Raw genomic sequence first — 12720 nt, forward strand, 5'->3', positions numbered from 1 at the left:
ACAGGGCATGGGGCGCCCCGGAAACTAGCCGCTTCGTGAAGAGCCAAGTGGAGTTGCCCATGTCCGATACAAGCCGCCAGATGACCCCGCAAGAAGCCGCGGAATTTGCCGAGCAGGTATTCAACGTTGCACGCCAGGGCGATGCCGCCATGATGGCGGCCCTGCTCAATAAAGGCCTGCCACCCAACTTGCGCAACCACAAGGGCGATACCCTGCTGATGCTCGCTGCCTATCACGGCCATGTGGACACGGTGAAAGTCCTGCTGGAGCACAAGGCCGACCCGGAAATACGCAACGACAATGGCCAGAGTCCGATTGCCGGCGCGGCATTCAAGGGCGACCTGGCCGTGGTCACGGCGTTGGTGGAAGGGGGCGCACAGGTGGAAGGCGCCTCCTTCGACGGCCGCACGGCGTTAATGATGGCGGCCATGTTCAACCGGGTGCAGATCGTCGATTACCTGATCAGCCAAGGCGCCGACCCGAAAGCCCGGGACGCCAATGGCAGTTCGGCGCTGGACGCGGCCAGGACCATGGGCGCGGCCGACACCACGGCGCAGTTGGAGAAGTTGCTCGGCTGAGAGCCTTGGGTACAAGGCTCGAACCTGCTGCTGGTGGCGAGGCGCTTGCGTCCGCAGGGCTGCCTGGTCACCTGTCAGCCCCATCCTAATCGGTTCGCGGATGCGCTATCCTGCGCGCCCTTGAAATTCCCTCGCCACAGGATTCGCCATGAAACCCGCACTCGTCGAACTCATCAGCAAAATCAGCTCCGGTTGCCTGGGCGATGCCGAGATTGAGCGAATCGCAGATGAAGCGGCCCAGGCCTATGCCGATCCAGCGACATTTCTGGCGGCCAACCCGGACATCAATTACGACGACACTTTCCCGATCCCGCTGGGTGAGTGGGTCGTGGTCGGCAGCCTTCCGGATACCGTGCTGTTCCAGGCCGATACCTATGTGCAGTTGTTCGAGCAGATCCTCGCCTCGTTCGGCCCGGGCGTGGCATTCAACCTCAAGCCCAAGCAGTTGGCGAAGACCGAGGCACTCACCGCGCTGAACCGTATCCAGGTCCAGATGAGCAGCCTGAACAAGGAAAACGGCGGCTACGTGCTGATGAACTTCAGCCAGTTGCTCGACGATGAATTGCAGATGGTGCTGGTATACGGCAATGACGTGCCGCGGGTGCTGGAACTGTGTGCCGAGGTCGGCATCGCCGCCGCGCCAGCCCTTGAGGCCCTCAGGATCGCCGTGCATATCTGAAGCGATAAACGGAACCCTTGCCGAGGCGCCGCTATCCTAAGAGTGCATGTCACCATTCTGGAGCGACACCATGGGTTCTACCTTCAACGGCCTGATAGGCCTGATCATCCTGGCGCTCGATATCTGGGCGATCATCAATGTGCTCAAGAGCGGCGCGGGAACCGGGGCGAAAGTGCTGTGGGTGCTGCTCATCCTGCTGCTGCCGGTGCTGGGGCTGATCATCTGGGCGATTGCCGGGCCGCGAGGCAACGTGCGGGTCTGACGGCTGCCTGCGATACCCGGCGGTCCCTGACCGCCGGGTTGTCGTTCGTGTCAGGCCGTCGCCACTGAGCGCTCCTGCGAAGCGCCCAGGAAGCGCAGCAAGGCCAGCAACGGGAATACGCTGCCGACGATGACCACCCACGACCAGCCGCCGTGTTCATAGATCGCGCTGGCAATCGACGAGCCGAATGCGCCGCCGATGAAGATGCTGGTCATGTACAGCGCATTGAGGCGACCGCGACTCTTGGCGTCGAGGGCGTAGATGGTGCGCTGGCCCAGGACCATATTCATCTGTACACAGAAATCCAGCAGCACCCCCGTGACGGCCAGGCCGATGACGCTGTAGAGCGGATGCACGAATGCCGGCAGGAAGCTCAGGCTCGCAAAGAGCATGGCCAGCAGCGAAGCGATGCGGGTATGACCGGCGTCCGCCAGGCGCCCGGCGATGGGCGCGGCGATGGCGCCGATGGCCCCGACCAGGGCGAACAAGGCAATTTCGCTCTGGCTCAGGCCATGGTTGCGTGCCAGTTCCAGGGGGACCGCCGTCCAGAACAGGCTGAAGGTGGCGAACAGGCAGGCCTGGTAAAAGGCCCGTTGCCGCAGCAGCGGTTGCTGGCGCAGCAGGGTGCCGAGGGAGGCCAGCAACTGGCCGTAGGAGGCACTGTGGTCAGGCTGGCGCTTGGGCACTGTGAAAGCCAGGATGATACTGATGGCTGCCATCAATCCGGCCGCGCCCATGAACATGGCACGCCAGCCGAAGTGGTCGGCGACGACGCTGGACACCGGCCGCGCCAGCAGGATCCCCAGCAACAGGCCCCCCATGATCCCGCCGACCACCCGTCCCCGGGAGGCTTCCGGCGTCAGGTGCGCGGCCAGGGGAATCAGGACTTGCACCGACACTGAACTGAAGCCCACCAGCAATGAAACCAGCAGGAACACATTGGGCTGATCGGTGAACGCCGCGCCCAGCAGGCTGGCGATCGCCACCAGGCTGGTGAGGGTCATCAACCGGCGGTTTTCCAGCAGGTCGCCCAGCGGCACCAGGAAAAACAGGCCCAGGGCGTAGCCGATCTGGGTCAGCGAGACGATCAGGCTGGCCATTGTGCTGGTCAGGCCGATGTCTGGTGCGATCAGTTCGATGATGGGCTGGGAGTAGTAGATGTTGGCGACGATGGCGCCGCAGCAGAAGGCGAACAGCAGCACCATGCCGCGGGTCATGCTTGTACCGGCGGGTGCGGTGGATGGGGGGGCACTCATGGCAATCTCGTCAGTAGCTTGAAAGGATGGCGTGAGGCTAATGAGTTGCGCCGCTCAGGAACAGGCTTTGCGGCTGATATCAGACATGCTTGCCGTTGATGGTGCGGCGAATCCTTTATAGGGCGAGGGCGTTGCCTCTGTGGGAGGGGATTCATCCCCGCTGGGCTGCGCAGCAGCCCTAAAACAGGACACAACGGTATTCAGACAACCCGCGTCGGCTGGATTGGGGCCGCTACGCAGTCCAGCGGGAATAGATCCCCTCGCCACAGGACTGCGCATGACCCATTGGTTTTGTTACTGGCCGCTGTAGATCTGGTCGAAGACCCCACCGTCATTGAAGTGAGTCTTCTGCACCGTGCGCCAGTCACCGAAGGTTTTTTCCACCGACAGGAAATCCACTTTCGGGAAACGATCGGTGTATTTGGCCAGGACAGCCGGGTCTCGTGGACGCAGGTAGTTGGCGGCGGCGATTTCCTGGCCTTCCGGCGACCACAGGTACTTGAGGTATGCCTCGGCGGCCTGGCGGGAGCCTTTCTTCTCGACGACCTTGTCCACCACGCTCACGGGCGGCTCGGCTTCGGCGGACACGCTCGGGTAGACCACTTCGAACTGGTCGCGGCCGAACTCACGGGCGATCATTTCGGCTTCGTTTTCAAAGGTCACCAGGACATCGCCGATCTGGTTGGTCATGAAGGTCGTGGTCGCCGCGCGGCCGCCGGTGTCCAGGACCGGGGCCTGCTTGAACAGCTTGCCGACGAAGTCCTTGGCCTTGCTTTCATCGCCGCCATTCTTGAGCACGTAGCCCCAGGCCGACAGGTAGGTGTAACGGCCGTTGCCGGAGGTCTTGGGGTTGGGCACGATCACCTGCACGCCGTCCTTGAGCAGGTCGGGCCAGTCTTTCAGGGCCTTGGGGTTGCCCTTGCGCACGATGAACACCGTGGCCGAAGTGAACGGGGCGCTGTTGTTCGGCAGACGGGTGACCCAGTTCTCGGGGACCAGCTTGCCGTTGTCCGCCAGGGCATTGATGTCGGTGGCCATGTTCATGGTGATGACATCCGCCGGTAGCCCGTCGATCACCGAACGCGCCTGCTTGCTGGAGCCGCCGAAGGACATTTGCACCGTGATGCTTTCGTTGTGTTCGGCCTGCCAGTGCTTCTGGAAAGCAGCGTTGTAGTCCTTGTAGAAGTCGCGCATCACGTCGTAGGAAACGTTGAGCAGGGTCGGGGCGGCGTGGGCCAGGCTGCCGAAGGTCAGGCCGGCGGCAAGGAGTGAGGCGCCAAAGAGTTTCTTCACTGCGAATTCCTTTTTATTGAAAGGGGTTCCGGACACTAGCTGTAAGCCTAGGGCCCTTCAAGCATCAAAAAGTGCTTTGCTTATTCCAGTTTCTTGAACAGTGCATTACCGCAGCGGGAGCAGAACGCCGCCCCGTGCTCGTGGTTGTTTTTGCTGCACACCGGGCAGTCGTGCTTGAGCTGGTCACCGCGCATGGCCGAGGCCAGTTCAGCCGTGAAGATACCGGTCGGCACCGCGATGATCGAGTAACCGGTGATCATCACCAGGGATGAGACCACCTGGCCCAGCGGTGTCTTGGGCACGATGTCGCCGAAGCCCACGGTGGTCAATGTCACGATAGCCCAGTAGATGCCCTTGGGGATGCTGGTGAAGCCGTGCTCGGGACCTTCGATGACATACATCAGCGTGCCGAATACGGTCACCAGGGTCGAGACGCTGACCAGGAACACGATGATTTTCTGCTTGCTGCCCCGCAGTGCCGACATCAGGTAATTGGCCTGCTTGAGGTAGGGGCTGAGCTTGAGCACGCGGAAAATGCGCAGCATGCGGATGATCCGGACGATCAGCAGGTACTGGGCATCGCTGTAGTACAACGCCAGGATACCCGGCACGATCGCCAGCAGGTCCACCAGGCCGTAGAAGCTGAAGGCGTAGCGCAGGGGCTGGGGCGAGCAGTACAGGCGCAGGCCATATTCCACCAGGAAGATGAAGGTGAAGCCCCATTCGATGTAGGCCAGCAGGGCCGCGTAGTCCTTGTGCACGCTGTCGATGCTGTCGAGCATCACCGTCACGAGGCTGGCGAGGATGATCAATAGCAATGCGCTGTCGAAGCGTCGGCCGGCCACGGTGTCGGTCTGGAAAATCATGATGTAGAGGCGCTGACGCCAATCGTTGCTGTGGTCCATAACCTTCGCCTGAGTCGGAATCAGCGAAGCCTAGGTCGATTGCGTTGCAGAGCGCAAGGCGTGGCGTCGAGACTGGCCTGGCGCCATGTCCGAACCGTGGCGTGGACCAGCCAGCAGGCGAGGATGAACGGGGCCGTCAGCGGCACCAGGCCGAGGGCGGCGAACCCTGGTGCGAGGATCAACGCCAGCACGATGCCAGTCAGTGGCAGCCATGGCCGGTGATGCTGTTGGCTGAGGGCCAGGGCCACCAGCACCGGGTTGTAGCTGCCCAGCCCGGAAAGGGCGGATGCGTTTTCATGCTGTAGCAACGTGAAGGCCAGGCCGACGGCGGAAGCGAACAATGCCCAGGCGCCGGCGCGCAGGTTGGCCAGCAGCAGACCGGTGGCAATCAGCGCACCGGCCACCGGATGGCCGAGAAACATGGCCTGGCCCAGTCCGCTCAACTGAGCGGCCAGCAGGTTGGGTAAGGTTATTTCAATCGAGGTGGCCAGAGGCGGCGGCAGGGTGAACCCCATCAGCAGCCAGGCCAACGCAACAAAGGGCGCGGTGTAGGCGGGCAGGCAGCGAGGGTCTCGGGTGCGCTTGAGCCATTGCTGGGTGAGCATCGCGCTGAGGCCGCCCGCGGCGATGATCAACGGTGGCAACAGGACGGACCAGGGCAACGTGAGGCTCAGCAGCAAGCCCAGCAGAATGCCGTTGTAGCTGAACAGTCCGGCTTGGCGGTCGGCCTTGGTGTAACCACGTCGCTGGGCCGTCAGCAACCCGGCCACCCCGCCGAGCAACGCGCCGCCGAACAGGGCGGGCGCAGTGAGCAGAATCGCCGACAGGCACAGCAGACCGCACAGCGGATGGCGCTGGAGAAAAACCTGGCTGAAGCCGTTGAGCAGGGCGGTGGCCCAGTCGGGGCAGTGGGTGTTGGGCATGATAGGTATATGTCAGAGGGACGAGTCGACTTCATCGCGAGCAAGCTCGCCCCCACAAGGGCACCGCAGCTCCCTGTGGAAGCGAGCTTGCTCGCGATCAGGCCAGTACCGACGTTCGTGGCCTGTGTGGCTGATGCGTGCGCTCAAATTCGAATCAGCCGTACAGGCCCCTAGATCAACGTCTCGATGCGCAGGGAATTGGTCGACCCCGGTTTCCCGAACGGAACGCCCGCGGTGATCAGCAGCGTATCGCCGCGTTGGGCCATGCCTTGCGCCTGGGCGATTTCCAGGGCGGTGGAGCACACCTCGTCCACCTGCCGCAGTCGATCGTTGACCACCGAGTGCACGCCCCAGGCCACCGTCAGGCGGCGGGCGGCCTGCAGGTTCGGCGTGAGATTGAGGATCGGTACTGTCGGCCGCTCCCGCGCCGCTCGCAGGCTGGAGCTGCCCGACTCGCTGTAGTTCACCAGCACCGCCACCGGCAGGACATTGCTGATCCGGCGGATCGCGCAACTGATGGCGTCCGACACCGTGGCCTCGGCTTTCGGCCGGCTGACATCCAGCTGGGCCTGGTAATCCGGACCGTTTTCCACCTGGCGAATGATCTTGCTCATCATCTGCACGGCTTCCAGGGGGTAATCGCCGGAGGCGGTCTCCGCCGACAGCATCACCGCGTCGGCGCCTTCGGCCACGGCGTTGGCCACATCGGTCACCTCAGCCCGGGTAGGCGCCGGGGAGAAACGCATCGACTCCAGCATCTGGGTCGCCACCACCACCGGTTTGCCGAGGGCGCGACAGGTGCCGATGATGGTCTTCTGGATCTGCGGCACACTCTCGGCAGGCACCTCCACGCCCAGGTCTCCACGAGCGACCATGATCGCGTCGCTCAGTTCGGCGATTTCCCGCAGCCGGGTCACCGCCGATGGCTTTTCGATCTTCGCCATCAGGAAGGCCTTGTCGCCGATCAGAGCGCGAGCTTCGCGGATATCTTCGGGGCGTTGCACGAAGGACAGGGCCACCCAGTCCACACCCAGTGCCAGGCCGAAGCTCAAGTCGCGGCGGTCCTTGGCCGTCAGCGGGCTCAGGTCGAGCAAGGCCTGGGGCACGTTCACGCCTTTGCGGTCCGACAGCTCGCCGCCATTGAGCACTTCGGTGTCGATGGCGTCATCATGCCGGGCCGTCACTCGCAGGCGCAGCTTGCCGTCATCCAGCAACAGGTCCATGCCGGGTTCCAGGGCCGCGATGATTTGCGGGTGGGGCAGGTTGACCCGACGGCGATCGCCCGGTGTCGGGTCCAGATCCAGCCGCAGGGCCTGGCCTCGCTGCAGCGACACTTTTGCTTCGGCGAAGCGGCCGACCCGCAGTTTCGGACCTTGCAAGTCCATCAGGATGCCCAATGGGTAGTTGAGCTGTTGTTCGACCTCACGAATCCACTGGTAACGCTGGGCGTGGTCGGCATGCTCGCCATGGCTGAAGTTGAGGCGAAAGATGTTCACGCCGGCCTCCACCAGTTCACGTACATCGTCGACGCCACGGGTGGCGGGGCCGAGGGTCGCGAGGATCTTGACCTTTTTATCAGGCATCATGAGTGGAGGTCTCGAGAATCAGGAGGGCGCGAAAGTCGTTGACGTTGGTGCGGGTCGGCTCGGTGACGATCAATGCGTCCAGCGCGGCGAAATAGCCATGGCCGTTGTTGTTATCCAGTTCATCGCTGGCATTGAGGCCCAGCTCGGCGGCGCGGCGGTAACTGTCCGGGGTCATGATGGCGCCGGCGTTGTCTTCGGAACCGTCGATGCCGTCCGTATCGCCGGCCAGTGCGTAGATGCCAGGGTGGCCCTTGAGGCTGTCGGTCAGGCTCAGCAGGAATTCGGCATTGCGCCCGCCACGGCCCTGGCCACGCACGGTCACGGTGGTTTCGCCGCCGGACAGGATCACGCAGGGTGCCGCCAGAGGCTGGCCATACCGGGCGACTTGCCGGGCAATGCCGGCATGGACCTTGGCCACTTCCCGGGACTCGCCTTCCAGGTCGCCCAGGATCAACGGGCTGAAGCCGGCCTGGCGGGCTTTCACCGCGGCCGCCTCCAGGGATTGCTGGGGCCGGGCGATCAACTGGAAGTGACTGCGGGACAGGCTCGGGTCGCCGGGCTTGACGGTTTCCGATTCCGGGCTCAGCAGCCAGTTGCGCACCGAGGCCGGGACCTCGATGTCGTAGCGCTTGAGGATCGCCAGGGCTTCGGCCGATGTACTGGGGTCGGCCACGGTGGGACCGGACGCGATGACCGTGGCCAGGTCGCCCGGTACATCGGAGATGGCATAGGTGTAGACCGTCGCCGGCCAGCAGGCCTTGCCCAGGCGTCCACCCTTGATGGCCGACAGGTGCTTGCGCACGCAGTTCATCTCGCCGATGGTGGCGCCGGACTTGAGCAGGGCTTTGTTGATCGCCTGTTTGTCCGCCAGGGTGATTCCGGCGGCTGGCAGCGCCAGCAACGCCGAGCCGCCGCCGGACAGCAGGAAGATGACCCGGTCGTCTTCGTTCAGGTGGCTGACCAGTTCCAGCACCCGCCCGGCCACCGCCAGGCCGGCCGCGTCGGGCACGGGATGAGCGGCTTCCACCACCTCGATTTTCTGGCACGGCGCGCCGTGGCCGTAGCGGGTCACCACCAGGCCGGTGACTTCGCCCTGCCAGCAAGCCTCGACCACCTGGGCCATTGCCGCGGCCGCCTTGCCGGCACCGATGACGATCACCCGGCCGCTGCGGTCGCTGGGCAGGTACTGTTCGAGGACATGCTGCGGATGGGCCGCTTCGATGGCTGTGGCAAACAGCTCGCGGAGCAATTGTTGCGGATCGACCGACATGGCGGGCTCCCGGTTTTTTATTATTGGTGTTGAAGCGAGCCTTGTGGGCGCGAGCTTGCTCCCACAAGGGGCAGGGTTTATTTGTCGCGAATCGAGAAATTGGCCATATGCTCCAGGCCCTTGATCAGCGCCGAGTGGTCCCAGTTGCTGCCGCCGATGGCCGCGCAGGTGCTGAACACTTGCTGGGCGTTGGCGGTATTGGGCAGGTTGATGTTCAGTTCCCTGGCGCCTTGCAGGGCCAGGTTCAGGTCCTTCTGGTGCAGGCTGATGCGGAAGCCTGGGTCGAAGGTGCCCTTGATCATGCGCTCGCCATGCACTTCGAGGATCTTCGACGAGGCGAAACCGCCCATCAGGGCTTCGCGGACCTTGGCCGGGTCGGCGCCGTTCTTCGAGGCGAACAGCAAGGCTTCGGCCACGGCCTGGATGTTCAGCGCCACGATGATCTGGTTCGCCACTTTCGCGGTCTGGCCGTCGCCGTTGCCGCCCACCAGGGTGATGTTCTTGCCCATGGCCTGGAACAGCGGCAGGGCGCGCTCGAAGGCCGCACTGTCACCGCCGACCATGATGCTCAAGGTCGCGGCCTTGGCGCCGACTTCGCCGCCGGAAACCGGCGCATCGAGGTACTGCGCGCCCTTTTCGTTGATCTTCGCCGCGAACGCCTTGGTGGCGGTGGGGGAGATCGAACTCATGTCGATGACCACCTTGCCCGCACCCACGCCAGCCGCCACGCCGTCGGTGCGTAACAGCACATCCTCGACCTGCGGAGTGTCCGGGACCATGACGATGATGAACTCGGCTTCCTGGGCGACTTCCTTCGGATTGGCCAGGGCCACCGCGCCGCCATCCAGGAGGTCGGCGGGTGCCGGGTCGTGATGCACGGACAGGAACAGGCTGTGCCCGGCCTTTTGCAGGTTCAGTGCCATGGGGTGGCCCATGATGCCGGTGCCGATGAATCCGATTTTAGCCATGGGAAAATCCTCTTGTGGTTATCGCTGCTTCAAGCAAACGAGGGAGTGCTTTCTGTGGGAGCGAGCTTGCTCGCGATGACGGTGTGTCAGCCAGAAAATGAGTGACGGACTGACGCCATCGCGAGCAAGCTCGCTCCCACAGGGGGAATTGCGTCAGATCGCGTTATGGCTCTTCAGCCACCCCAGACCTGCTTCGGTGCTGGTCAACGGCTTGTATTCACAGCCGACCCAACCCTGGTAGCCGATGCGGTCCAGGTGTTCGAACAGGAAGCGGTAGTTGATTTCGCCGGTGCCCGGCTCGTTGCGTCCCGGGTTGTCCGCCAGCTGCACATGGTTGATCTCGCCCAGGTGCGCCGACAGGGTCCGGGCCAGGTCACCTTCCATGATTTGCATGTGATAGATGTCGTATTGCAGGAACAGGTTGGCGCTGCCCACCTGCTCGCGGATCGACAGGGCCTGGGCGGTGTTGTTCAAGTAGAAGCCTGGAATGTCGCGGGTGTTGATGGCTTCCATCACCAGCTTGATGCCTTTGGCCTGCAGTTTTTCGGCGGCGTACCTGAGGTTGGCGACGAAGGTTTTCTCCGCCAGGGCTTCGTCGCATTTGTGCGGGCGAATCCCGGCCAGGCAGTTGACCTGGGTATTGCCCAGGACCTGGGCGTAGGCGATTGCCAGGTCGACGCCGGCGCGAAACTCCTCGACCCGGTCCGGCAGGCAGGCGATACCACGTTCGCCTTTGGCCCAGTCGCCGGCCGGCAGGTTGAACAGCACCTGGGTCAGGCCGTTGGCGTCCAGCAGGGCCTTGAGTTCGGCGGAGCTGTAGTCGTAGGGGAACAGGTACTCGACACCGCTGAAGCCGGCCTTGGCGGCCGCCTCGAAACGGGCGAGGAAATCCTGCTCGGTAAACAGCATGGACAGGTTGGCTGCGAAACGCGGCATGGTGGTCTCCTGTGAATATTTATCAGGCCCCCTGTGGGAGCGAGCTTGCTCGCGATAGCGGTGTGTCTGCTTGCATCCAGGTTGAATGTTGCGCCGTCATCGCGAGCAAGCTCGCTCCCACTGGGACGCCGGTCGGTCAGTCCAGCAGCGAAATGGCGGTTGGTGCATCGTTGCCCACCAGCGCCAGGTCTTCGAACTCGTTGACCGCGTTGATCTCGGTACCCATGGAAATATTGGTCACCCGCTCCAGGATGATCTCGACGATCACCGGTACCCTGAATTCCTCGATCATGTCCTGGGCCTTGCGCAGCGCCGGCTGGATGCCGGATGGCTCGAATACCCGCAGCGCCTTGCACCCCAGGCCCTCGGCCACGGCGATGTGGTCCACGCCATAGCCGTTGAGCTCCGGCGCGTTGAGGTTGTCGAAGGACAGCTGCACGCAGTAGTCCATATCGAACCCGCGCTGGGCCTGGCGGATCAGTCCGAGGTAGGAGTTGTTCACCACGACATGGATGTAGGGCAGCTTGAACTGCGCCCCCACCGCCAGTTCTTCGATCATGAACTGGAAGTCGTAGTCCCCCGACAGCGCCACGACCTTGCGGCTCGGATCGGCCTTGACCACCCCCAGTGCCGCCGGAATGGTCCAGCCAAGTGGGCCTGCCTGGCCGCAGTTGATCCAGTGGCGCGGCTTGTAGACATGCAGGAACTGCGCACCGGCGATCTGGGAAAGGCCGATGGTGCTCACGTAGCAGGTGTCCTTGTCGAACACCTGGTTCATTTCCTCGTACACCCGTTGCGGCTTGACCGGCACGTTGTCGAAGTGAGTCTTGCGCTGCAGGCTGGCCTTGCGCTGGCGGCAGTCCTGCAACCAGGCGCTGCGGTCCTTCAGCTTGCCTGCGGCCTGCCATTCGCGGGCCACTTCGATGAACGCCGTCAGCGCCGAAGCGGCATCGGAGACGATACCCAGGTCGGGTGTGAAGACCCGGCCGATCTGGGTCGGCTCGATATCCACATGAATGAACGTTCGGCCTTCTGTGTAGACGTCCACCGAGCCGGTGTGACGGTTGGCCCAGCGGTTGCCGATACCCAGCACCAGGTCCGACTTGAGCAGGGTCGCGTTGCCGTAACGATGGGATGTCTGCAAGCCGACCATGCCGACCATCTGGGGATGATCGTCCGGGATGGTTCCCCAGCCCATCAGCGTAGGGATTACCGGAATGCCGGTCAGCTCGGCGAACTCCACCAGCAGGTCGCTGGCATCGGCGTTGATGATGCCGCCACCGGCCACCAGCAGGGGACGCTCGGCCTGATTGAGCATGGCCAGGGCTTTCTCGATCTGCACGCGGTTGGCGGCGGGTTTGGCCAGGGGCAGCGGCTGGTAGGCATCGATGTCGAATTCGATCTCGGCCATCTGCACATCGAAGGGCAAATCGATCAGCACCGGGCCCGGACGGCCGGAGCGCATCTCGAAGAATGCCTTCTGGAAGGCATACGGCACTTGTCCGGGTTCGAGCACGGTGGTCGCCCACTTGGTCACGGGCTTGACGATGCTGGTGATATCCACCGCCTGGAAGTCTTCCTTGTGCAGGCGAGCGCGGGGGGCTTGCCCGGTAATGCACAGGATGGGAATGGAATCGGCCGAGGCGCTGTAGAGCCCGGTCACCATGTCGGTACCGGCCGGACCCGAGGTACCGATGCATACGCCGATATTGCCGGCCTTGGTGCGGGTGTAACCCTCGGCCATGTGCGAGGCGCCTTCAACGTGGCGAGCGAGGACATGATCGATGCCGCCCACCTTTTGCAGGGCCGAGTACAGCGGGTTGATCGCAGCGCCCGGGATACCGAAGGCGGTGTCCACGCCTTCACGGCGCATCACCAGAACAGCGGCTTCGATTGCTCTCATTTTGCTCATCGTTTTGTGCCTCTTGCGTTTTGTAATTGTATACAAGTTGCTGTGTGGCGGAGTTTATTCACGGCAAGAGGCCCAGGTCAATGCCTTTTCTCAAGCGGCTGTTTCATTGTCTCGTCCCCAGGAATGCGCCGGCCTTTCGTCGATAACGAGAC

Annotated in this window: 12 protein-coding genes; 3 read left to right on the top strand and 9 right to left on the bottom strand. The window is 63.3% G+C overall.

What is annotated here, in order from left to right; genetic code table 11:
• Nucleotides 1–59: 59 nt before the first annotated feature.
• The 3 genes from BT179_RS14090 (at nt 60) to BT179_RS14100 (ending at nt 1519) form a co-directional block, all read left to right on the top strand.
• Complete coding sequence (locus BT179_RS14090) at nt 60–578, top strand: ankyrin repeat domain-containing protein (protein ID WP_072393656.1); 519 nt, start codon at nt 60–62, stop codon at nt 576–578.
• A gap of 148 nt (nt 579–726) precedes the next feature.
• A complete protein-coding gene (locus BT179_RS14095; RefSeq protein WP_072393653.1) occupies nt 727–1257 on the top strand; it encodes a hypothetical protein in 531 nt (176 codons plus the stop codon).
• Between the two features lie 70 nt (nt 1258–1327).
• The gene (locus tag BT179_RS14100) at nt 1328–1519 is read left to right on the top strand and encodes a PLDc N-terminal domain-containing protein (RefSeq protein ID WP_053149901.1); all 192 of its coding nucleotides are present in this window, start codon (nt 1328–1330) and stop codon (nt 1517–1519) included.
• Between the two features lie 50 nt (nt 1520–1569).
• Here the strand turns inward: BT179_RS14100 and BT179_RS14105 are convergent, their stop codons facing one another.
• The 9 genes from BT179_RS14105 to gcl all read right to left on the bottom strand — a co-directional run bounded on the left by BT179_RS14105 (nt 1570) and on the right by gcl (nt 12568).
• Nucleotides 1570–2775, bottom strand: coding sequence for an MFS transporter (locus tag BT179_RS14105; RefSeq protein ID WP_072431600.1), 1206 nt, complete (start codon nt 2773–2775; stop codon nt 1570–1572).
• A 294-nt stretch (nt 2776–3069) separates the two neighbouring features.
• Complete coding sequence (locus tag BT179_RS14110; RefSeq protein ID WP_072393647.1) at nt 3070–4068, bottom strand: sulfate ABC transporter substrate-binding protein; 999 nt, start codon at nt 4066–4068, stop codon at nt 3070–3072.
• An 80-nt stretch (nt 4069–4148) separates the two neighbouring features.
• The gene (locus BT179_RS14115) at nt 4149–4973 is read right to left on the bottom strand and encodes an ion transporter (protein ID WP_072393644.1); all 825 of its coding nucleotides are present in this window, start codon (nt 4971–4973) and stop codon (nt 4149–4151) included.
• Nucleotides 4974–4993: 20 nt separating this feature from the next.
• Nucleotides 4994–5896, bottom strand: a complete 903-nt coding sequence (locus BT179_RS14120; RefSeq protein ID WP_072431599.1) for an urea transporter — start codon at nt 5894–5896, stop codon at nt 4994–4996.
• A 170-nt stretch (nt 5897–6066) separates the two neighbouring features.
• Nucleotides 6067–7482, bottom strand: a complete 1416-nt coding sequence (gene pyk / locus BT179_RS14125; RefSeq protein WP_072431598.1) for a pyruvate kinase — start codon at nt 7480–7482, stop codon at nt 6067–6069.
• Nucleotides 7472–8752, bottom strand: coding sequence for a glycerate kinase type-2 family protein (locus BT179_RS14130; protein ID WP_072431597.1), 1281 nt, complete (start codon nt 8750–8752; stop codon nt 7472–7474). Before BT179_RS14130 ends, pyk begins: the two co-directional genes overlap by 11 nt.
• Before the next feature lie 77 nt (nt 8753–8829).
• Complete coding sequence (locus tag BT179_RS14135) at nt 8830–9720, bottom strand: 2-hydroxy-3-oxopropionate reductase (RefSeq protein ID WP_072393631.1); 891 nt, start codon at nt 9718–9720, stop codon at nt 8830–8832.
• A gap of 153 nt (nt 9721–9873) precedes the next feature.
• A complete protein-coding gene (gene hyi, locus BT179_RS14140) occupies nt 9874–10656 on the bottom strand; it encodes a hydroxypyruvate isomerase (RefSeq protein ID WP_072393627.1) in 783 nt (260 codons plus the stop codon).
• A gap of 136 nt (nt 10657–10792) precedes the next feature.
• Nucleotides 10793–12568 (bottom strand): glyoxylate carboligase, encoded by a 1776-nt coding sequence (gene gcl / locus BT179_RS14145; RefSeq protein WP_072393624.1) that lies wholly within the window; start codon nt 12566–12568, stop codon nt 10793–10795.
• Between the last annotated feature and the right edge of the window lie 152 nt (nt 12569–12720).

The sequence above is a fragment of the Pseudomonas sp. NFACC43 genome (genome assembly GCF_900119645.1).
In the GTDB taxonomy this organism is placed as follows: Bacteria; Pseudomonadota; Gammaproteobacteria; order Pseudomonadales; family Pseudomonadaceae; genus Aquipseudomonas.